At 45.0% G+C, this 20801-nt stretch carries 22 protein-coding genes; 16 read left to right on the top strand and 6 right to left on the bottom strand.

Going from position 1 to position 20801, the window contains the following annotated elements:
• Nucleotides 1-136 precede the first annotated feature (136 nt).
• The 15 genes from fliM (at nt 137) to ACSVDI_RS07190 (ending at nt 13352) form a co-directional block, all read left to right on the top strand.
• Nucleotides 137-1120 carry a flagellar motor switch protein FliM gene (gene fliM / locus ACSVDI_RS07120; protein WP_457941751.1) on the top strand — a complete coding sequence of 328 codons (984 nt, stop codon included), beginning with the start codon at nt 137-139 and terminating at the stop codon, nt 1118-1120.
• Nucleotides 1121-1143: 23 nt separating this feature from the next.
• Nucleotides 1144-2301, top strand: coding sequence for a flagellar motor switch phosphatase FliY (gene fliY / locus ACSVDI_RS07125; RefSeq protein WP_457941752.1), 1158 nt, complete (start codon nt 1144-1146; stop codon nt 2299-2301).
• Nucleotides 2302-2330: 29 nt separating this feature from the next.
• On the top strand, nt 2331-2693 hold the full coding sequence (locus ACSVDI_RS07130) for a response regulator (protein WP_457941753.1): 363 nt from the start codon (nt 2331-2333) through the stop codon (nt 2691-2693).
• A gap of 31 nt (nt 2694-2724) precedes the next feature.
• A complete protein-coding gene (locus ACSVDI_RS07135; RefSeq protein WP_457941754.1) occupies nt 2725-3174 on the top strand; it encodes a FliO/MopB family protein in 450 nt (149 codons plus the stop codon).
• 43 nt (nt 3175-3217) lie between these two features.
• The gene (gene fliP, locus ACSVDI_RS07140) at nt 3218-3904 is read left to right on the top strand and encodes a flagellar type III secretion system pore protein FliP (RefSeq protein ID WP_457945616.1); all 687 of its coding nucleotides are present in this window, start codon (nt 3218-3220) and stop codon (nt 3902-3904) included.
• 37 nt (nt 3905-3941) lie between these two features.
• Nucleotides 3942-4208, top strand: a complete 267-nt coding sequence (gene fliQ, locus ACSVDI_RS07145; RefSeq protein ID WP_457941755.1) for a flagellar biosynthesis protein FliQ — start codon at nt 3942-3944, stop codon at nt 4206-4208.
• Nucleotides 4209-4298: 90 nt separating this feature from the next.
• Nucleotides 4299-5063 (top strand): flagellar biosynthetic protein FliR, encoded by a 765-nt coding sequence (gene fliR / locus ACSVDI_RS07150; RefSeq protein ID WP_457941756.1) that lies wholly within the window; start codon nt 4299-4301, stop codon nt 5061-5063.
• A 108-nt stretch (nt 5064-5171) separates the two neighbouring features.
• Entirely contained in the window at nt 5172-6251 is a 1080-nt protein-coding gene (flhB, locus tag ACSVDI_RS07155; protein WP_457941757.1) for a flagellar biosynthesis protein FlhB, read from the top strand.
• Nucleotides 6235-8298, top strand: coding sequence for a flagellar biosynthesis protein FlhA (gene flhA / locus ACSVDI_RS07160; RefSeq protein ID WP_457941758.1), 2064 nt, complete (start codon nt 6235-6237; stop codon nt 8296-8298). Before flhB ends, flhA begins: the two co-directional genes overlap by 17 nt.
• A gap of 51 nt (nt 8299-8349) precedes the next feature.
• Nucleotides 8350-9123: a sigma-70 family RNA polymerase sigma factor gene (locus ACSVDI_RS07165; protein WP_457941759.1), complete on the top strand. Its 774-nt coding sequence runs from the start codon at nt 8350-8352 to the stop codon at nt 9121-9123.
• A gap of 12 nt (nt 9124-9135) precedes the next feature.
• Nucleotides 9136-9879: a flagellar hook-basal body protein gene (locus ACSVDI_RS07170; protein WP_457941760.1), complete on the top strand. Its 744-nt coding sequence runs from the start codon at nt 9136-9138 to the stop codon at nt 9877-9879.
• 28 nt (nt 9880-9907) lie between these two features.
• Nucleotides 9908-10612, top strand: coding sequence for a flagellar hook-basal body protein (locus ACSVDI_RS07175; RefSeq protein WP_457941761.1), 705 nt, complete (start codon nt 9908-9910; stop codon nt 10610-10612).
• A gap of 52 nt (nt 10613-10664) precedes the next feature.
• On the top strand, nt 10665-12149 hold the full coding sequence (locus tag ACSVDI_RS07180) for a DUF342 domain-containing protein (RefSeq protein ID WP_457941762.1): 1485 nt from the start codon (nt 10665-10667) through the stop codon (nt 12147-12149).
• A gap of 97 nt (nt 12150-12246) precedes the next feature.
• Nucleotides 12247-12870, top strand: coding sequence for a chemotaxis protein CheC (locus ACSVDI_RS07185; RefSeq protein ID WP_457941763.1), 624 nt, complete (start codon nt 12247-12249; stop codon nt 12868-12870).
• Complete coding sequence (locus ACSVDI_RS07190) at nt 12867-13352, top strand: chemotaxis protein CheD (protein WP_457941764.1); 486 nt, start codon at nt 12867-12869, stop codon at nt 13350-13352. Before ACSVDI_RS07185 ends, ACSVDI_RS07190 begins: the two co-directional genes overlap by 4 nt.
• Nucleotides 13353-13439: 87 nt before the next feature.
• Here ACSVDI_RS07190 and ACSVDI_RS07195 read toward each other — a convergent pair whose 3' ends face one another.
• The 3 genes from ACSVDI_RS07195 to fliD form a co-directional block, all read right to left on the bottom strand.
• Nucleotides 13440-13871, bottom strand: a complete 432-nt coding sequence (locus ACSVDI_RS07195) for a hypothetical protein (RefSeq protein WP_457941766.1) — start codon at nt 13869-13871, stop codon at nt 13440-13442.
• 66 nt (nt 13872-13937) lie between these two features.
• Nucleotides 13938-14315, bottom strand: coding sequence for a flagellar export chaperone FliS (gene fliS / locus ACSVDI_RS07200; RefSeq protein WP_457941767.1), 378 nt, complete (start codon nt 14313-14315; stop codon nt 13938-13940).
• A 44-nt stretch (nt 14316-14359) separates the two neighbouring features.
• Nucleotides 14360-16738 carry a flagellar filament capping protein FliD gene (fliD, locus tag ACSVDI_RS07205; protein ID WP_457941769.1) on the bottom strand — a complete coding sequence of 793 codons (2379 nt, stop codon included), beginning with the start codon at nt 16736-16738 and terminating at the stop codon, nt 14360-14362.
• A gap of 214 nt (nt 16739-16952) precedes the next feature.
• On the opposite strand from fliD, the gene ACSVDI_RS07210 reads away from it, so the two are divergent.
• Nucleotides 16953-18059, top strand: coding sequence for an HD-GYP domain-containing protein (locus ACSVDI_RS07210; RefSeq protein WP_457941771.1), 1107 nt, complete (start codon nt 16953-16955; stop codon nt 18057-18059).
• Nucleotides 18060-18346: 287 nt separating this feature from the next.
• On the opposite strand, the gene ACSVDI_RS07215 is transcribed toward ACSVDI_RS07210, so the two are convergent.
• Genes ACSVDI_RS07215 through ACSVDI_RS07225 form a run of 3 tightly spaced genes read right to left on the bottom strand, consistent with a single transcriptional unit; the run spans nt 18347 to nt 20795 of the window.
• A complete protein-coding gene (locus ACSVDI_RS07215; RefSeq protein ID WP_457941772.1) occupies nt 18347-19573 on the bottom strand; it encodes a methyl-accepting chemotaxis protein in 1227 nt (408 codons plus the stop codon).
• Nucleotides 19570-20106: a chemotaxis protein CheW gene (locus tag ACSVDI_RS07220; protein ID WP_457941774.1), complete on the bottom strand. Its 537-nt coding sequence runs from the start codon at nt 20104-20106 to the stop codon at nt 19570-19572. The genes ACSVDI_RS07215 and ACSVDI_RS07220 overlap by 4 nt, the downstream gene beginning before the upstream one ends.
• Before the next feature lie 44 nt (nt 20107-20150).
• A complete protein-coding gene (locus ACSVDI_RS07225) occupies nt 20151-20795 on the bottom strand; it encodes a PilZ domain-containing protein (RefSeq protein WP_457941775.1) in 645 nt (214 codons plus the stop codon).
• Nucleotides 20796-20801: the final 6 nt, after the last annotated feature.

Below are 20801 nucleotides of genomic sequence, written 5' to 3' on the forward strand. Positions count from 1 at the left end.
ACAGTTCGCGGTAAGCGAATGCTTGAAAATTTTATTCCGTATTTTATCAATGGGGTTTGTTCAGGAAGGGTATTTTAAATTTCCGTTTTGCGGATGAGATTAATGAAGTGGGAATGGTGGTTATATGGCGGAAATTTTGTCACAACAGCAAATTGATGAATTGCTTGGAAGCCTGCAAAACGGCAACATGGACTTCAAGGAAATCGAAAAGCAGTCAGGCTCGCAAAAGGTTAAAGAATATGACTTCATGTCGCCAAAAAAATTCTCCAGAGAGCAGTTGAAGCTGCTGGACAACGTTTTTGACAGCTTTGCCCGAACGTACAGCCTGCAGCTTTCCAGTATGCTTCGTACCGCCTGTCAAATGGAAATTCTTCAGGTGGAAGAAGAAGAATACCGGGAATTTAACAATGCGTTAAGCGATTCCGTTTTGGTTGCGGTAATCGGAATGCATAACGAGGAAAATCGAATTGACGACAAGCAGATTCTCATGGAAATGTCACGCCCGGTTTCGTTTTCCATTATGGACCGGCTGCTGGGCGGCAATGGTTCTGGTTATCAAATCGACCGGGATTATACGGACATTGAATTGTCTTTGCTGGAATATCTTTTTAAGCAGGTTCTCGGGCTGCTCAAAAATGCTTGGGGAAACTATATTGAGATTGAACACAGCCTTGACATGATTGAAACGAATTCCCGTTTAATGCAGTCCATTCCCCCCGATGAATCCGTTGCCATTATTGTAATTGAAATGACTTTGGATACGCTGAAAGGAAATATGAATATCTGTCTTCCAGCCTCTTCATTGGAAGAGATTTTCAGAGTATTCAATTCAAAATATGTAAAATTACCGAAGAGGGATGATCCCGAAATTGAAAGGCGGCGCAGGGAGGCGATCATGCGAACCTTGAATGACTCCCCGCTTCCTGTGTCGGCCATTCTGGGGAAGACAGAGATTACACTTCGGGATCTTCTGAATTTGCAGGTGGGTGATATTATTACTTTGAATACACCGGTAGAAAACAATCTGGTTACAGTCAACGTTGGAAAGTTCCCGTGGTTTACGGGTGTTATAGGGTCAAAAAAGAAAAAGTATGCTGTAAAGATTGAAAAAACTCTCTAATATATTGATGGAAGGTGATTTCTATGGAGCCGATGAACAATGTTCTTTCTCCCATGGATGTTGATACCATAGGAGAAATTATGAACATCAGCTTGGGGTCTTCGGCGACCACTGTTTCAACGCTGCTGAACCAGAGGGTAACGATTACAACTCCAAGGGTTCAGGTTACAAAATCGGATGAATTTCATTTTGAATCGTTGGAACCGGCGGTTGCGGTTGAAATTAACTATGTAAGCGGTCTGAATGGCAAAAACATCATGATTTTAAAAGAATCTGATGTGAAAGTGATCGTCGGATTGCTGCTGCAAACAGATTATTCCGATCAGGAATTTGTCCTGGACGAAATGAGCCTGGGTGCGATCTGTGAAGTCATGAATCAGATGATGGGGGCGTCTTCCACGGCGCTTTCGCAGCTTCTGAATCGTGCCATCAACATTTCACCGCCGAATTCTTTTCAAATTGAAAATTCCAAGCAGTTTAAAAACAAATATTTTAAAGATGACGATCCGGTTGTGGCAATTCACTTTAATTTGCTCATCGGGGATCTGGTGAACAGTGAATTTATCAGTTTGATGTCAGTTGATCTGGCAAGAGAACTGATTTCCACATTCGGTTTTGATGACAGCGCTGCTGCCGCAGCACAGCCGCAGGCACCGGCACCCGCGCCGGCACCCGCGCCGGCACCCGCGCCCACGCCTGCACCGGCACCCGTTCCGACACCTGCACCCGCGCCTGCACCTGCACCCGTTCCGACACCGGCACCCGCGCCTGCACCGGCTCCAATGCCGGCTCCGGTTCCCGCATCGGCTCCTGCGCCCGCTCCAATTAACCGGCCCGCGCCGTACCCGGCCCCAAGCTACGATGTCCGGAGCGCCACCTATCAGAGCTTTGATGAGCAGGATTCTTCCCTGACCAACGACCAGAATACCAATCTGGGTCTGATTATGAATGTTCCGTTGGAAATTACCGTTGAAATTGGACGTACTTCCAGAAAAATCAAGGATATTCTTGATTTTACCACAGGAACGATTTTAGAGTTGGACAAGCAGGCAGGTCAGCAGGTGGATGTCTTCGTCAATGGCAGACAAATTGCCAAGGGCGATGTTGTCGTGGTAGATGATTTTTACGGAGTAAGAATTACGGAAATCTCCAGCAACAGCGAAATCATGAAGTTACTCTGAGTTTAGCACATTTTTTAGGAGGAAACACAATGGGAAAGAAAGTTATGTTAGTTGACGACGCTGCGTTTATGCGAATGATGATTAAGGATACTCTGCAGAAAAACGGGTATACGGAAATCGTCGAGGCTGGCAATGGGGAACAGGCGTTAACCACCTATGCGGCCGAAAAGCCGGATCTGGTTCTTATGGATATCACCATGCCGGTTATGGATGGTCTGGAAGCGCTGAAAAGGCTGAAGGAAATGGACCCGAACGTTAAAGTTGTGATGTGTTCTGCAATGGGGCAGGAAACCATGGTAGTAGATGCCCTGAAGCTCGGCGCAAAGGACTTTATTGTAAAGCCGTTTAAGCCCGATCGCATTATGAAAACCGTCAATAGTATTTTGGGCTGAGCCTGATACCGAGAGAGAGGAAGGAACCTGTTTGACGAAGTTAACCGGATCGGGTTACTCAACGGATATACTGCCCCTCATTCTGTCGCTGCTTGCGGTTGTCGCGGTGCTGTATCTGTGCTATTTGTTTAGCAAGTTCATCGCCAAAAAAGCAAACCGCATGACGGACACTACCAATATTCATATATTGGAGAAAGTTGCGCTTGCGCAGGATAAGGGGCTCGCTTTGGCGGAAATCTGCGGAAGCTACTATCTGATCGGGTTTTCAAACAACGGAGTTGAAATTCTTCACGAGGTTTCCAAAGAAGACATTAAAGCCCAGCAGCCTGCTTTTAATATGGGCGGGAATTTTCTTGAAATTTTAAGTTCCACCATGAAAAACAGATTGGATGTGAAAACGCTTGACAGAAACAACGCAAGACCTGCTAAAGGCGGCGATGCCAGAACCGGCGAAAGAGAAGAAGAAAAAAAGAAGTCTTAGAAAAAAAGTTCTTCTCCTGTGTGTGCTGTCGCTTGTTTTTGTAATGTTGGTACCAATGGGCGCTTCCGCCGCATCCAACGTGAATGTGAATGTGAACGGCAAGGGCGTGGATACGCTTCAGATCATTGAGATGTTTACGATTCTGGGTCTGGTGCCATCCATCCTGATCATGACCACCTGCTTTACCCGGATTATAATTGTATTGTCTTTTTTGAGGAACGCTCTCGGTCTTCAGCAAACGCCGCCAAATCAGGTGTTGATTGCGATCGCGTTGTTTCTTTCTCTGTTTATCATGTCACCGGTGCTGAATCAGATCAACACAGACGCTTATCAGCCTTACAAGGCGCAGAAAATCACACAGGAAGAGTTTATTCAGAAGGCCTCTGCTCCGATGAAGGAATTCATGCTGAAGCAGACCAAAAAGGATGACCTGAACCTGTTTATCAATCTTTCGAAAACGAAGAATGTCAAATCGGTGAATGACTTATCCCTGACGGTGATTATTCCGGCGTTTATGACCAGTGAACTGAAGCGCGCGTTCTTAATCGGATTCCTTATTTTTATCCCGTTTATGATCATCGATATGATCGTTTCGAGCACCCTGATGTCCATGGGTATGGTCATGCTGCCGCCTTCCATGATTTCATTGCCGTTCAAGCTGCTGCTTTTTGTTTTGGTTGATGGCTGGAGTCTTCTGTTTAAGACCCTTGTCGCCGGATTTAACGTCTAGGTTTGGAGAATTATAAAACAGAAAGGTACATTGTTGAATGACAACTTCGGAAATTGTCGGGGTAATACAGGCTGCCATGATTGCAGCGATGAAACTTGCAGCCCCGGTTTTGCTTGGCAGTATGGCGGTCGGCCTGATTGTTTCCATTTTTCAGGCAGCGACGCAGATTCATGAACAGTCCCTCTCTTTTGTTCCAAAACTGATTGTCATTGCACTAATCCTTGTGATTCTTGGTCCATGGATGATGGAGACCATGAATGACTTTGTGAAATACATATTTGATATGATTGTTCGAATGAATTAAGGTCCGGCGGCGGACAAGGGACGGGAAGCCGGTTGTTCCGGTCGAAAAATGTCACTATTTAAAGCGGAAAGGGCTTGGTCATAAGGCGATATGGAATTTGATTATGATTTTACTCTTCTGCTTTTGATCTTTATGAGAATGTCGGGCTGCATTTTGTTTAACCCGATATTCGGAAGGCGGAATATCCCGGTTGTCATTAAAATTGGTCTGTCGCTGATGCTTTCTGTTTTTACCTACAATCTTGTGCCGGTTCAGCATCTGGCGATTTCATCTTTTCTAGTATTCTTTGTCGAGCTTTTAAAGGAATTGATGGTCGGGTTTATCGTCGGTTATGTAATTCAGCTTTTTTTGTCCGTTATTTTAATGAGCGGAGAAACCATGGATATGCAGATCGGCATTTCCATGTCTAAAATTTATGATCCCTCCAGCAATATTTCCATGCCACTTACCGGCTCTTTGATGAACGCAATGTTCATTCTAATCTTTTTTGCATCGAATTCCCACCTGACGCTGATTCAGGTGTTTGTTAAGCTCTGCACTTTGGTGCCTTACGGTTCTTTGAATTTTCAGCCGGAGCTGATGTCCAACCTTCTTTCCTTATTCAGCTTGATCCTGATTTATTCAGTGAAAATGTCGCTTCCCGTTCTGGCCGCGGAACTTATTACAGAAATAGCCGTCGGCATTGTAATGCGTGCTGTCCCTCAGATTGATGTTTTCACCATTAACATTCAAATGAAGGTTATCATCGGATTTTTGATGATTTTCCTTCTGGTGCCTGCTTTTTCCGCTTTTCTGGAGCGGATGATTTCCCTGATGTTCGATAATCTCAATCATGTGTTTATACAGCTTACCTAACGCGGTGTTTATACGTTGCAGCAAAAGAATTTTGCTTTGCCGTATAATCCTCCCCGTAGATTGATATAGAACCATCTCGCCAAAATAGCTTGCCGTGGGGGGGATGATATGGCCGACAGCAGCAAAACCGAAAAGGCCACGCCGAAAAAAAAGGAAGACGCACGAAAAAAAGGTAACATTTTTCAAAGTGCAGACGTGGTCAGCGCGTTATCCATTTTAACCCTTTTTTTCACGTTGAAGCTGGTTTTCCCGTTTATTTATCAGTACATGTCCGGATTTTTGCGGAAGTATTTCGTTTATACCAAAACGGTTGATGTTCTATCCACCGATTTTGTTATGGATTTGTTCCGGGATTGTACCATTGCCTTTCTGTTGATGGCAGGACCTGTCATGTTGGCTTCCATTGTGGCAGGGGTGGTTGGTACAGGTGTTCAGACCCGGTTCAAGATTTCCAAGGAAAACCTGAAATTCAAATTTTCCAGGCTTAGCCCGATTCAGGGGATAAAACGCCTGATCTCTCTGCGGTCCGTTATCGAAGTCGTAAAATCCCTTATTAAAATCATCGTAATGGCCGCCATGCTTTATACCTCCGGAAAAGAAATTCTGAATGATGTTGCCAAGCTAATGTACGAAGATGTTGCACAGGCGGTTTACTACATTCTGAATTCAATCATGAACATCGTCATTAAACTTTCGGTCGTGTTTGTCGCAATTGCCGCGCTGGACTATTTGTATCAGTGGTGGGAATACGAGCGCAGCCTTCGCATGACCAAGCAGGAAGTAAAGGACGAATATAAGCAGATGGAAGGCGACCCCCAGATTAAGGGGCAAATTCGTGAACGGCAAAGACGAATGGCAAATCAGCGCATGATGCAGCAGGTTCCGACAGCAGACGTTATTGTAAGAAACCCTACGCACTTTGCGATTGCGCTGAGATATGACATTGAAAAAGACAGTGCCCCCGTAGTCGTGGCAAAAGGACAGGACTATGTGGCGCTGAAGATTATAGAAATAGCGGAGCAAAACCATATTCCAATGACGGAAAACAGACCGCTCGCCCGTGCGCTATACCGCGAGGTTGAGGTAAATGCGGTAATTCCACCTCAATACTACGTAGTACTGGCTGAAATAATGGCTTGGGTATATTCCATGAAAAGGAGTCAGGGTGATTTTGAAACTTCTAAATAATGTTGTTGCCATCTTTGTGATTGTGATCATTGCGTTTATTATCATTCCGCTTCCTTCTTTCGTACTGGATATGATGCTGATTATCAATATTTCTTTCTCTATTATGATTCTGCTCATGACCATGTACGTAAAGGATGCACTGCAGTTTTCTATTTTCCCGTCTCTGCTTTTGATTACTACCTTGTTCCGCCTTGCCCTTAATATTTCTTCAACTCGTTTGATTCTTACCAATTCTGGGCAGGCTGGTCAGGTTATTCATACGTTCGGCAGCTTTGTTTTGGCAGGTAATCTGGTTGTTGGCTTTATTGTGTTCCTGATCATCGTTATCGTAAACTTTATGGTTATTACGAAAGGTTCGGAACGCGTTTCCGAGGTATCGGCCAGATTCAAGTTGGACGCTATGCCTGGTAAACAAATGGCAATTGATGCTGATTTGAACTCCGGACTGATTACGGAAGAAATGGCACGCACCCGCCGCCAAGATATTCAGCGCGAAGCGGAATTTTACGGCGCTATGGACGGTGCTACCAAGTTTGTTAAGGGAGATGCGATTGCATCCATTCTGATTACGTTTATCAATCTGATTGGCGGTTCCATTATCGGCATGGTGCAGGGTGGCGGCTCCATTAACGATGTGCTTTCCACTTACACCACGGCTTCCGTCGGTGACGGTCTGGTTTCCCAGCTTCCGGCACTTTTGATTTCCACCGCGACCGGTATGATCGTTACACGCGCTGCTTCCGACGCAACCCTGAGCCTGGATGTAACCCGCCAGTTCTTTGGACAACCAATTGTTATGATTATTTCAGGCGGCGCAATATGCGCAATGTGCCTGATTCCGGGAATGCCGGTGGTACAGCTGCTGATTGTGGCCGGCGCGCTGATTGTGAGCGGCCTGACTATCCGGAAACGCAAAGCGCTGCAGGAGGAAGTGGCAGCGGAAGGGGCTCAATCGGCATTGGCGGAGCAGCAGCCGGAACAGGATGAAGCCTCTTTCTACAACAATATTGATAATGTTTACAATCTGCTGCAAATCGATTTAATCGAAATGGAATTCGGCTACAGCTTGATTCCTTTGGTTGATGAAAGCAACGGCAGCAGCTTTATTGAACGACTGGTTACTTTCCGGAAGCAGTTTGCAATGGATATGGGTACGGTGATTCCAGCGGTTCGTCTGCGCGACAACGGTTCGCTGAACCCAAACCAGTATGTGATCAAAATCAAGGGCGAAGAAGTCAGCCGCGGAGAAGTTTTGGTCAATTATTACCTGGCGCTTGATCCGGGAAATCTGACCGGCAATATCGACGGGATTGAAACCATTGAACCGGCTTACGGAATTCCGAGCAAATGGATTACGCCGGATAAAAAGGAAATGGCTGAAATTTACGGCTATACCGTTATTGATCCGCTTTCTGTTATGGTTACGCACCTTTCGGAAACCATCCGTCACCATGCGCATGAACTGCTCACCCGCCAGGATGTTAACCAACTGCTGGAGTCGGTCAAGAAGGCCGATCCTTCTCTGGTCGACGAAGTGGTTCCAAGCATTATTTCCTACAGCAATCTTCAGAAGGTTCTCTGCAACCTTTTGAAAGAAGGAATTCCGATTCGCGATATGGAAACCATTTTGAGCACCATTTCCGATTATGCGCCGACCGTGCATGACAGCGAAGTGCTTACGGAATATGTACGGCAGTCGCTGAAACGTACGATTACGCGTAAGTGGTCCGACGGCGGACAGATTCGCGTCATTACGCTGGACAGCGAAGTCGAGCGGATGATTCTAAATGCAATCACGAAAAACGAGCAGGGTACTTACCTGTCGCTGGATCCTCAATCCACCCAGAAGATTATTACAAAGCTGATGGACTGCATCACCAAGGTAAAGGACGTAATTAATGTACCGATTATCCTGACTTCACCATTGGTGCGAATTTATTTCAGCAAGATGTTGGAACAGTTTTATCCGAACGCCGTCGTTTTGTCCTTCAATGAATTGAATTCAAATGTACAGATTCAGGCGGTTGCCAATGTTACCTTGGAATAGCGCCTGCCGCAATACAAAGGAACATGCTTTTCGGAAGGGGGGAATGGCTGAATGAAGAATTCAGAACCGTGTCAGACATTGGTTGAGGATCTTTGGGCGGAATACCGGCAGACCAGGAACACGGAGATCAGAAATCAGATTGTGATTCAGTACAGCTACATGGTAAAATGCATCGCTCTGAAAACCATTGGCCGCTATCAGTATTTTAACTATATGGACGATCTGGTAAATGAAGGATTGATTGCTCTTCTGGATGCCGTAGAAAAATTCGACCCAGATAAGAAAGTGAAATTTGAAACCTATGCCTCGATTAAAATCCGAGGAGCTATGATTGACTATATCCGTAAGCAGGACTGCTTCCCGCGCCGCCTGAAGCGAATTGCCAAAAATCTGAATGAAGCGGAAAACGATCTGAGCCATAAGTTTGGAAGAAACCCTACGGATCAGGAGCTTGCCGATTATCTTGGTGTTTCGCTGGAGGATTATCAAAAGATGCAGGCGGAGACCTGCTCTTTGAACATGCTTTCCTTTGAGGAACTGATTTATGAAAAAGGCGCCGAGAATATTGAATTTGGAATGACCAGCGACCCAATCCGCGGCCCGGAACAGGTCATTGCGGAAAAAGAGTTGGAAGATGTTCTGGCGGATTACATCGACCACCTGAATGAAAAGGAAAAACTTGTGATTTCCCTGTATTATAAGGAACAGCTAAAGATTAAAGAAATATCCAGCGTAATGGAAATCAGTGACTCCCGGGTTTCTCAAATCCATTCCAATGCGCTGCGCAAGCTGAAAAAAAGCCTGACGGAATATTATAATCAATGATGGAGGCTAACCATGGAAAGAGGATTTTATATGCTGGGCTCGGGGCTGATTACCCAGAGCAGAAAATTAACCGCAATCAGTAATAACATTGCTAACGCGGAAACCAATGGATATAAAAAGCAGAAGGTTTCTACCACAACGTTTGGTGAGATGGTCATCAGCCGGCTGGATTCTCAGTCCTCCACGCCGATTGGTTCGCTTAGCCTTGCAACCATTGCGGATAAAACAAACGTTATTCACTCCGAAGGCACGTTAAAGTCTACCGACCGTGCTTTGGATTTTGCAATCGTGGGCGAAGGCTTTTTCGCGGTACGGGGAAACAACGGGGTCCGCTATACCCGCAACGGCAGCTTTAATGTCGATGAGGAAGGGTACCTAATCTTGAACAACGAGGGAAGAGTGCTGGGCGCGGACGGAAACCCGATTCGTGTCGGAACCGATCAGATACAGGCCGATGAAGCAGGAAACCTTATGGTGAATGGAACGACGGTCGGAACGCTCGGCGTTTATAACTTCGCCGACTACAACAACCTGAAGCTGGCAGATAACGGTATGTACACGGCGACGGGGGGAGCTGTGCTTCTTCAGAACCCGAACATTAGCTGGAAGAAGCTGGAGGGTTCCAATGTGGATCCTGCGGAGGAAATGACGAATGCGCTGGCGGCTCAACGGGAACTGCAGAGCTGTTCCCAGGCCGTTAAGATGTATGATCAGGTCATGAGCCGTGCATCAACGGAAATTGCGAAGATTAATTAAGTGAAAAATAGATAGGGAGGGATTATCAATGATTACTTCATTTTATACGGCGGCTACTGGCACAATTCAACTGCAAAAGGGAATTGATGTTGCAGCCAACAACATCGCCAACGTGGAAACAACCGGCTATAAAGCGACGGAACCTACTTTTTCCGATCTGCTTTATACCAACATTCATGCCGCACCGAATACGCAGACGGATTTAAAGAACGGCCATGGCACTAAATTGGCCAAAACCGATACGGTTTTCACACAAGGCGGACTAAAACAGACCGGTCAAATGATGGATTATGCGCTGACTCAGCCCAATGAGTTTTTTGCTGTGCAGACAGGCGGAACCATAAAATATACCCGCAACGGCAATTTCCATATTTCCGAAGAAAACGGTCTGAAATATGTGGTTGATTCCACAGGTGGCTATGTTTTGGGTGCAAACGGCCAGAGAATCACGGTAAACAGTGAAACAGATGATGTTCCGGCTGCTGTTTATTCTTTCCCGGACTGCGACGGGCTTTCCCGTGAGGGCAATTCATATTTTACTGCGACCGATCGTTCCGGTGCCGCCACGCGGGTGGAAAATCCCGCTGTGAAAAAGGGCTGGCTGGAAGAAAGCTCTGCGAATCTTTCGACCGAGCTTACGTCGGTTATGGAATTGCAAAGAGCTTTTCAGATGAATTCAAAGATCGTTCAGATGTCGGATGAAATCATGCAGACTGTGAATAATCTGCGGTAAGAATGAAGGACTTTAAGTATAATCTTTATATGGGATAAGGAAAGTGGTTCGTATGAATAACGCATCTGATTCACTGACCAGTGGTCGACCCATTACGGCTGGATCGTCCGAAGAAGAACTGAAACCTCAGTTTACTCTTCAGATTTCAGCGGATAATATGACGGCTTACCTGCGAGTAAAACCGGCGACTTTAGACCAAAAAATAACTTATGAGCAGATTTTGGATTTCTTAAAAGAAAACAATATACAGTATGGGATCTGTGAAGATGCAATTAAAACGTTCTGTGAGGAACGAAGATTCTTCTCTGAACTGATTTGTGCGAAGGGAATCCTTCCCATTGACGGCAAAGACGGAATCTTGAATTATCACTTCAATACGGACAAAACGCTCAGACCGAAAGAGCGGGAAGACGGTACGGTGGATTTTAAGGACTTGGGCTTGGTTCAGAATGTGTCCAAGGGGGATGTGCTTTGCAGTATTACCCCTCCTACCACCGGAACCGACGGAATCGACGTTTATAATCGCCCGGTTCCGTTCAAACCCGGAAGGATGCCGGTGCTTCCGGTTGGTACGAACACTGTTATTTCGGAGGACGGCCTTTCTTTACTGGCCGCCGCCGATGGCTGTGTGGAAAATTTGAAATCCAAAGTAAATGTCAATGAGGTTTATATTGTGCGGGGCAATGTTGACGGCGCCTCGGGCAATATTGAAACGAACGGCTCAGTGATTGTTCAGGGCGATGTAATGGAGGGGTTTTCCATCAAGTCCGGGCATGATATTACCGTGCGCGGCATGGCGGAAGGAGCGCTGCTGGAAGCGCGCGGTTCGATTTCCATCTCCAACGGTATGCATGGAATGGCAAAGGGAACCATTCGCGCAGGCGGAAATATTTCCGGTAAATATTTTGAAAACGCGAACCTATTTTCAGAAAACGATGTTTATGCGGATGTCCTGATGAACTGCCATGTGGTTGCAGGCGGCTCCATCATTTTAAAAGGCCCGAAAGCTTCTCTGATTGGTGGAAATTATCAGGTTGGGCGTAGGGTTTATCTGAAGAACATCGGAACATCCGGCAATGCCATTACAAAGGTTTCTATTCAGTCCAGCAATCTAAATAATATTTTTGCTTCTTATGGGGAAGCCAGTAGTCTGGATGTCCTGAATCAAAAGCTGGCAAATGCCCAGCAGGAACTGGAAGCGTTTACAAAAGGTTACGAAGTTCTGTTGGAGCAGCTTGCCCAGAGCGGGCAAACTGGGTCGGAGAGCGGCAAGATGCTGATTAAGGCATCTATCGTGAAGAAAAGCAAGCTGACGCAGGCGATCGAAGAGATTACGCACCAGATTGAGCAGTACCGAAAAAATGCAACCAGCCTGATTGATTACAACGTAATTGGCACGGGGGTTATTTACCCCGGTACCAAGATCACAATCGGCCCTTACTCCATGAATATCAACAATGAATTCAGCAATTCGAAGTTTTACCCGGATCAAAATGGCATTGTGTTTGGCCCTGTTCTTCCGTCGGATGTTCCATGAGCAAGTAAATTAAAAGATATGAACCTCCTTCAAATCAACCGCAGGAAGGAGGTTCTGTAAGAAAAAAGCCGATATGCGGCGGCAGGGGGGGATTGAAATGTCCATTGTAAATTTGGAACAGCTGAATGAAATGCATATCGACGTGCTGAAAGAAATCGGTAATATCGGGGCTGGCAACGCGGCGACATCCCTTTCCCAGATGCTGAATACCGAGGTGGATATGACGGTGCCAACGGTTCGCATTCTGGATATCAACGATGCTGCGAATGCTCTTGGCGGCCCGGAAAACCCGGTGATTGGCATTTTGGCTAAGCTGTACGGCGATATTGAAGGCATCATGATGTTCATCATTGAGCAAGATTTTGCCAAAACGGTTTTATCCAGTCTGCTTGGGGTGAATGATGTAAACTGTGACCGTCTGTCTGATATGGAGCTGTCTGCGATTTCAGAAATCGGGAATATCATGATTTCGGCCTATACCGGCTCCATCAGCACGCTTTCCCAGTTGGCAATCAAAACGTCCGTGCCGGCCATCTCAGTAGATATGGTGGGCGCGCTGTTAAGTGTTCCTGCTATCGAAATGAGCTCGGTATCGGATAAGATCATCTTTATCCAGGATGATTTCTTAAGCAATCGTAATGACGTATCCGCCAATATGCTGCTAGTACCGTCTATGGATTCGCTCACCAGATTAATGCAGAAATTGGGGATTGAGTTATGAGCAATATGGTTACCATCGGAATTTCGGATATGAAGGTTGTGAAGGAAGGCGATTCGCTTGTAACTTACGCGCTGGGCTCCTGTGTCGGAATCTGCCTTTACGACCCTGTTACAAAAATCGGGGGGCTGGGGCATATTATGCTCCCGAATTATCCGCAGAATAACCCAAAAGAGAATCCACACCGTTTTGCAGATACCTGTATTCCTGCAATGCTGGATGAAATGGCGAAAATGGGTGCCTTGCGCCAGCGAATTGTCGCCAAAATTGCAGGTGGAGCAAAGATGTTCGAGGTATCCGGGGATTCCGCATTCGGGAATATTGGAGCGCGAAACGTTGAGGCTGTAAAAAATTCATTAATGAGTTTCCATATTCCCATCAAAGCGGAAGACACCGGTTTGAATTACGGACGCACCGTATTTTTTTATACGGAAAACGGATCAATGGTCGTGAAGTCTTTTGCAAATGGGGTGAAAACGTATTAAAATGAATAGAAATTCCAAAAAGCTTTCTATCAAATCCAACGGGTTTTGACAGAAAGCTTTTTTCATACCCTCATGTTTTTATGTGTCTTAGCGGTAAAACAGATCGTGTTCTTTTCCTGACTTTTTTAGATCAATCAGAATCCTTTTGGTTTCTTCGTACTTTTGCTTGATTGCTTCATTTGCTGCGCGATCCAGAACGGCTGCCCGGTCAAACAGCGAAGAGCACTGCTGTACCAGGTCCATGGCTCTCTGTTCTTCTTCGCTGCAATCCACAGCGCTCCCGTTTAGAATTTGCTGAATCCGTTCCTTCTGGTCATCGTCAAGCTGCTGCGCCAATACACGGATAAAATGATCGCACTTTTTCGTGCGCTCCATCAGGTCGCCCCGTGTGTCTAGCAGGTTTTCCAGGTTTACTTCAGGCTGCTTGCACTGTACTTCGATTTGTTTCGTAATATTGAGAATCTGTGTCATCAGGATTACTTTTTGCTCCAGACAGGTCATGATTTCCTTGCTAAACATAATTTCCTCCAGTTTGAAAGGAACCCATCGGCGGGTGGTTGCCGATGGGTCTGACAAAAGTTTGTTTTATTTTTGAATGTGGGTCAGTCTTTCTGCTTCCGCCCAGGTATCGCGCATATCCTGCACCAGAGGAGCCAAATCGTCCAATAGGGAAGGATCACGCTTGACCTCCGCACGGATAATCTGCTGATTTGCAAAATAATACAAATCATATAGATTGCCTGAAATGCTGTTACTCATGTCAAGGATGGAGGAAAGATAGCGAAAAATCTCCTTGCACTTTTCGGTGCATTTTTGCGAAGTGGGGTAATTCCCATCTTTCATCATCATGGAACCGTAATGAAGATTTTTTAGAATCTCATCAAACAGCAAAACCAGTTGTTCGCCCTTGGTCATGGTATTGATGACCTGTTCCTTGTACTGCATAATTGGGTTGTTCTGCATTGGGTACACTCCCATTTTTCTTTAAAAATTAAACCCGCTGATTTTTACGAATCGGAGCTGCTCATAAAGTAACTAAGCTGTGTATTCATCTGACTCATATATTGTTCCAGTTTGGTGAACTGATTGTAATAGTATTCTTGTTTATCCGCCAGCTGGGTTTTTAATTCTTTAATTTTCTTAGTGAAATTTGAAATCTGTTTTGCAATAGTGCTGTTATCCACGGTATCGGTAGAAAGGCCGGCTTTTTGTACCAGGATTCCAGGATTGGCTGAACTGGTGTTAATATAGTCCTTAATCACTTTCTGCAGCCGGATTGCAATGCCGTCCGAGTTGGTAACATTGTCATCGTCCCCATCAGAAGTGGTGAACAGTGCTTCCACCTTATCGGGATTTTCCGTTAGCGCTTTTTTGAGTTTGGTTTCGTCGATTTTCAACTGGCCGTTTGACTTGGAATAGTCGCTTGACTCCGTAGTGATTCCAATTTCATAAAGGGCGCTCTTAATACTTTCTACCTGATCGGTCATGGCGGAGCGCAGATTGTTGGTTAGATTAAACAGAAGGTCATCGTTTTGCAGAATACCTTTTTTTGCTTTGGCAGTCCACGCATCAATCTGTGCCTCTGTCATTTCCTTTTTCTGGTCATCGGTCAAAGGCGCGTAAGTTTCCCCATCAGTTTTTTTGCTTTCGGTTACTTTTCCGTAAGCAAGAGTAATTATTTTATTGTAGTCCGTTACAAAATCGCTGATTTTTTTGTAAAGCGCGTCTGTTTCAATGTTAACGGTAAACTTGATTGTGCTGACACTATCATCGTTGGATTGCGTTGTGTTTGTTGCCAATAACTCAAAGTTTACGTCGTCCAAGGTAAATTTATTGTCGCTGCGGATAATCGTTTGGAAAGTATTTCCGCCATCGAAACTGACGTTCAGCTTTGCATCCTTTCCATCTTTTACTGTATAATCGGTGTCTTTGGTGCCAAAAAGGACTTGAGCCAAATTTTCGTCGGAAATATCGACTTTTCCGGAAGAACCACCGCTTTTTGCAGCGACTGAAAAAGTGTCCAACGTACTGGAGTAAGAAATGGTTACGTTTGCGTCCGCGTCGTTATTGATGGTATTGATAATGGAATTGATGGAGTCAGTGGATTTAAACGTAAATTCTTTTTCATTTATTTTAATTTTATAGGTTCCGTCAATGGCAGGAGTAAGCGGTGTTGTAAGGTATTGATTACCCGCTTTTGCCAAATCGCCCAGTGTCATTTTGGTATTAATCCGGTTGGAGGAACCTGCATAAACCTTTAAAGCGCCGGTGGCACCTAGTACACCGACTTTACTGGAAGAGGAGATGGTTAAGACAGAAGTGGTTAAGACAGAAGTGGTGGAATTTGGTGTGGTAAAGGATAATTGTCCATCCTTTGCTTCTACTTTCACCTTGTCGCTGCCATATGCGGAGTTCAATTTTGTTTGAAGATAACTTGCTAAACTTTCTGGAGTCTTATAATTATCTTTCGCCGATTCGTCGAAAGAAATTACTTTCGTCAGACCGTCCAGATTGAACGTGAGTGTGGAACCAGCCAATGTTTCACTTAGGCTTGCTTTCGTGTATAAGCTGTCCAGTTTTACCGTACCGGTAAATGAAGTCTGCGAAGTACTATCGGAGGCGGTTAATCCTAACCCTGTTAAAAGGTTTTTACTGCCGTCCATAATCTTAATTGCAGTGGAATCTGTGGTAGATAGTTTGATGCCCGTACTGCTATTTGTTGTCTCTATTTTCAGTTTACCGTTTAGATCGCTGTTGCTGTCAATTTGCTTTTGAAGGTCATCGACAATTGTTTGCACGTTAACCAACGGATTACCGTCGGTGCCGTAGTCGCCAAGTTGCAAATCACTGCTGACGGTCAGCTTATAATCTTTACCGCCATAATTAATAGTGATATAGCTTCCATTTACCTGGCTGTCCGCATAGTTTTCGTAAATCGCGCCCGTCTTGATTGCCTGGCTGGAAACCTTGTGTGTGGAAGAAAAGCTGGCCTGGCTTGCCAACTGGTAAATTTCCTTCACTTGCATATTTTTTGCAGCGGAAGCAGAGCCGCTGACATTTAAATAGGAGGACGTGTTGCCAATGGAAGTAGAATTGAAAAAGTCGCTGCTTAAAATACTGCTGCTGCTTGTGGAAGAGGACAAATATTTGGAATTGAAATCCGACAGGGCGCTGATGACTTCACGGTAAGAAGCCTGCTGCCACTGGGCAATTTGTTTGCTCTGATTCTGCCTATCGATTTTTGACTGTATATTCGCAGTAAGTTGTTTCACCAAGGTATCGGTATCTAAGCCGGAGATCAGGCCGCTTAACCTTTTATTCGAAGTAAGTGTCGTACCGCTGGTGCTTGAACTGCTGCTGGCACTGCTTGAGCTGGAAATCATCATAAATAATAACCTCCTGACGGAATATCCAACTTAATTCTATTATTTATATCGTATCTTCCAAATAAAAAATTAGTGTAAAAAAGAAGAGTATTTCGGAAAAACTGTAAAAAAAATTATTGATTTTGTCGATATTTGTCACTATAATATTAATTATTGGAATAACAATCTTAATTTGAATTGAACAAAGAATTTAGAAAGAGAGAAAGGATAGCGAATGACTTTTGTTCCGATTGACCAGCTTGCAGAAGGAATGATGTTGGACCGGGATGTCTATCTGTATGACTGCAGTACATGCAAAATCGCCATGCTGCGTTCCGGTCAGGTTCTGACACAAGCTTATATTAACAAGTTAGGCGAACTTCAGGTTTTAGGTGCTTATATCCATTCCGATGAGAAAAGCGAACTTATCACTCCGGTTCCATCCCCAATTAAACCGGAATTGGAACAGGAAGCTATTACCAATATTCAGCGTGTCTTTGAAATGTTTGACAAAGGCGCTCAGCATATTAATATTCACTGCATCAACCAGACAATGGCGATTTCAAAAAAACTGGTGAATGCCTTAAAAATGAATCAAGACATGAAGCTGAGTATTGATAATCTGAAAATGTACGATGATTATACTTATAACCATTCGTTCGGTGTCTCCGTTCTCTCCATTGCAATCGGCCTGTCTATGAATTTAAAAATGACGGAGCTTTATGACCTTGGTTTCTGTGCGCTTTTGCACGATATTGGGAAAATGGCAGTTCCCATTGAGATTATCTCCAAGCCGGCGCGTTTGACGGACGAGGAATTCGAAATTGTCAAACAGCACCCGGAAAAGGGTGCCGAATTTTTTATGCAGCATAGTCTGGCGAACAACAGAATCTGTGCCGGGGTCTTGACCCATCATGAAAAGTTTAACGGCACTGGTTACCCGAGCGGCCTTTCCGGAGATCAGATTCCCCTGTTCGGGCGGATTATTTCCGTTGCCGATGTATACGACGCGCTTACTTCGGTAAGACCCTACCGCAATCCATCCACACCTGCAGAAGCAATTGAATATATTATGGGCGCCAGCGGAAGTGCGTTTGATGTATCGGTGGTAGAAGCATTTTTGAAGAAAGTATCTCCGTATCCGATTGGTTCCTGCGTAAAGCTGAGCAACGGGGAAATTGCCATTGTGGTGGAACAGAATGATTTCCATCCGCTGCGGCCGGTTGTACGGCCATTTAGTGATCCGGAGAAAACGATGGATCTCTATCGTGAACGGGAGTATCAGAATATTGTCATTGATGATGTATGCAATGTAACTGCAGGAGAACTGCTGGCAAACTAGGCCTTATTGCAAAACTGAATTCAAATTATTTTGACGAATCTCAATTTGCGCGGAAAAGAGGAGGCGCGAATTGAGATTTTTCATTTTACGGGCAAACGGCTTTATCATGATTTAAACAAGATATGGCCGTTTTTTTATTTGCCGGAGTAGGGAAGAGAACAGAGATTGTTCCTGGGATTTGGAATGAGCACTTTCTTACGCGAAAACAATTACCGATACAAAAATGCTCTCCGGCGTTAACGCCGGAGAGCATTTTACCTGTGCGGTATTTGACTAATGATAAATTGTTAAGCAGTTTTCAGTGAGAACGCGCTGACAAGCTGCTGCAGGTTTTTCGCATGAACAGCCATTTCCTGGCTGGAAGCCGCACTCTGTTCGGCAGTTGCCGAATTGGTTTGTACAACCTCGGAAATCTGTTCCACCCCAAGCGTTACCTGGCTGATGGAGCTTGCCTGTGCATTGGAAGCGGAAGCAATGCGGTTAATCAGCTCCGTAGACTTTGCATTTGCCTCAATGACCTCATTCAGGGTCTTAGCAGTAATGTCGGCAATTTCCTTGCCCTTTTCTACGGCTTCAATGGAATTGACGATCAGGCCGGTAGTGTTTTGAGCTGCCTGTGCGCTCTTGCTGGCAAGATTACGAACTTCATCCGCAACCACGGCAAAGCCCTTACCTGCTGCACCTGCTCTTGCTGCTTCCACAGCTGCGTTCAGAGCGAGGATATTGGTCTGACGGGCGATATCATCAATGGATTTAATAATTTCATTGATTTTATTGGAAGACTCTGTAATGTCTGCCATAGCCTGCAGCATTTGCTGCATTTTCTGAGCGACACTCTGCATTTTTTCCTGTGCGTTGTTAGATGCCTTGTTTGCCTCGGAAGCATCAGCTGCATTCTGCTTTACCTGTTCCGAAATTTCGGTAATGGTAGCGGAAAGCTCCTGAATTGCGCTGGCCTGCTCGGTAGCGCCCTGTGCAAGAGCCTGAGACGCATTGGAAACCTGAGCAGAACCGTTTGCGACCTCACTGGAAGTAAGATTAATGGAGTTGATGCTGTGGTTCAGCATTGCAATGATTTGTTCCAGAGACTTTTTCACTTTTATGTAGCTGCCTTTAAAATCATTGCTCAGTTCAACGTTAAGATTTCCGGTTGCGATCGCGTCCAAGCACGACGTAATTTGAGCAATGCATTTTTTCTGTGAAACAACCATTGCATTCATTGCATCCGTCAATTCTTCCAATTCGGAAGAGGTGTTTTCAATCGCAACATTGTTCAAGTCGCCTTCGGCAATTCTTTTTGCCGCCAGGGTAACAGAATCAAGCGTTTTGCGTACTTTCTTTCTGCTAAAGATCGGGAGTAGAACTGTAGCGATGATGAGAAACGCTACAAAAATGACAATGGGGATGATGATCGAGTTCATCGTCTGGTAAAGGAAAAGTCCTGCACCGCCAGCCACAAAGGCGATAATGGAAATAATTGCATTCATGATAACAATTGACTTACTTGATTTCATGATTTCTTGCCTTCCTCTTTTGCTAAGTTTTCAACCGCGCTGCTGACAATTTCAATTTCTTCAGCGTTCAGTATTTTATCGGTATCCAGTAGTAAGACCACCTTGTTTTTCAGCTTGCCGATTCCGGAAAGATATGCGTTTGTACGTTCCTTGGAAACCCTCGGAGGAGGAGTAATGTTGTTGTCCTCTATCGTCGTAACTTCATCTACCGAATCCACAATAAAACCAATCAGGTTGTCGTCAATCTGCGTCACAATGATGCAGGTGCGTTCGTTGTAACTGGTTTCTTCCTTGCTGAAACGAAGGCGGACGTCAATCACAGGGATAATATTACCGCGCAGGTTAATGACTCCTTTGGCATAAGCCGGGGAATCGGGTATCGGCGTGATTTCCTGAATTCCAATGATCTGAACAACATCCGCGATCGGGATTCCGAAAAGCTGATTGTCCGTCCAGAATGTCAGAAACTTCCCTTTCATTTCATTGGTGTCGGTTTCTTCTTCTAGATCGCTGGTTTGGCTGATTGTATCCATTCTGACCACCTCAATTTATTTAATGTACAGTTGTAATGATTCGTTTAATGATCTAGATGATTACGGGATTTTTGAATGAGTTCCCTCTGCTTTTCAAAGATAAATTGGCAGAGCAAATCAATTTGCCTTTTGGTTGGTTCCAGAAATGTGCAGCCGTAACCGTTGTTCAAGTCATCCATTTTCTTCATACGCTGTACCTGGCAGGTAAAAGAAAGTTTTGCATCGGTCAGCGGAAACGTCGCGACAAAGCGGCGGCCGATTTCCAGCTGCTTTCTTGTTTCAATAAAGCACCCGCTCAAGCTCAGATTCGTTACCTTTATGGGAAACAGCTCGATTGTCTCATTGGTATTTGGCTTCAGAAGATAAGCCTGAGTCTCCATACCGATCTTCAAACGGAAAAAATCTCTTCGCTCAAAGTCGGAAAGATTTTGAACGTCGATCAGCCGCATCATTTGAGATGTTGACAAATAAACTCTTCCTACCATGGATTTCGATTCCAGCGATTTACTCAAAACGTGAATGTTTACAAACGTATCACAATGCACGATGGGAAGGATGTCGTCCTCCTGGTTTTTCAGCTGAATGGATTCATCCTCGATTTTCTCTAACAGCCCGGAACAGATACTTTCCCCTTGCGGAGAACTGATTTCGCAGACGGAATTGCAATACTCCTTCGACAGCGGCAGCATAAAAAT

This window comes from Caproiciproducens sp. LBM24188 (genome assembly GCF_054130445.1).

Excerpts from the sequence above, each read along its gene's own strand:
- ACSVDI_RS07130 (WP_457941753.1), top strand. The coding sequence starts at position 2,331 with ATGGGAAAGAAAGTTATGTTAGTTGACGACGCTGCGTTTATGCGAATG.
- ACSVDI_RS07180 (WP_457941762.1), top strand. The coding sequence starts at position 10,665 with ATGAATAACGCATCTGATTCACTGACCAGTGGTCGACCCATTACGGCT.
- ACSVDI_RS07170 (WP_457941760.1), top strand. The coding sequence starts at position 9,136 with ATGGAAAGAGGATTTTATATGCTGGGCTCGGGGCTGATTACCCAGAGC.
- ACSVDI_RS07215 (WP_457941772.1), bottom strand. The coding sequence starts at position 19,573 with ATGAAATCAAGTAAGTCAATTGTTATCATGAATGCAATTATTTCCATT.
- ACSVDI_RS07165 (WP_457941759.1), top strand. The coding sequence starts at position 8,350 with ATGAAGAATTCAGAACCGTGTCAGACATTGGTTGAGGATCTTTGGGCG.
- flhB (WP_457941757.1), top strand. The coding sequence starts at position 5,172 with ATGGCCGACAGCAGCAAAACCGAAAAGGCCACGCCGAAAAAAAAGGAA.
- ACSVDI_RS07185 (WP_457941763.1), top strand. The coding sequence starts at position 12,247 with ATGTCCATTGTAAATTTGGAACAGCTGAATGAAATGCATATCGACGTG.
- ACSVDI_RS07190 (WP_457941764.1), top strand. The coding sequence starts at position 12,867 with ATGAGCAATATGGTTACCATCGGAATTTCGGATATGAAGGTTGTGAAG.
- fliP (WP_457945616.1), top strand. The coding sequence starts at position 3,218 with ATGTTGGTACCAATGGGCGCTTCCGCCGCATCCAACGTGAATGTGAAT.
- fliR (WP_457941756.1), top strand. The coding sequence starts at position 4,299 with ATGGAATTTGATTATGATTTTACTCTTCTGCTTTTGATCTTTATGAGA.
- ACSVDI_RS07220 (WP_457941774.1), bottom strand. The coding sequence starts at position 20,106 with ATGGATACAATCAGCCAAACCAGCGATCTAGAAGAAGAAACCGACACC.
- ACSVDI_RS07225 (WP_457941775.1), bottom strand. The coding sequence starts at position 20,795 with ATGCTGCCGCTGTCGAAGGAGTATTGCAATTCCGTCTGCGAAATCAGT.
- ACSVDI_RS07210 (WP_457941771.1), top strand. The coding sequence starts at position 16,953 with ATGACTTTTGTTCCGATTGACCAGCTTGCAGAAGGAATGATGTTGGAC.
- fliS (WP_457941767.1), bottom strand. The coding sequence starts at position 14,315 with ATGCAGAACAACCCAATTATGCAGTACAAGGAACAGGTCATCAATACC.
- ACSVDI_RS07195 (WP_457941766.1), bottom strand. The coding sequence starts at position 13,871 with ATGTTTAGCAAGGAAATCATGACCTGTCTGGAGCAAAAAGTAATCCTG.
- fliY (WP_457941752.1), top strand. The coding sequence starts at position 1,144 with ATGGAGCCGATGAACAATGTTCTTTCTCCCATGGATGTTGATACCATA.
- fliQ (WP_457941755.1), top strand. The coding sequence starts at position 3,942 with ATGACAACTTCGGAAATTGTCGGGGTAATACAGGCTGCCATGATTGCA.
- fliD (WP_457941769.1), bottom strand. The coding sequence starts at position 16,738 with ATGATGATTTCCAGCTCAAGCAGTGCCAGCAGCAGTTCAAGCACCAGC.
- ACSVDI_RS07175 (WP_457941761.1), top strand. The coding sequence starts at position 9,908 with ATGATTACTTCATTTTATACGGCGGCTACTGGCACAATTCAACTGCAA.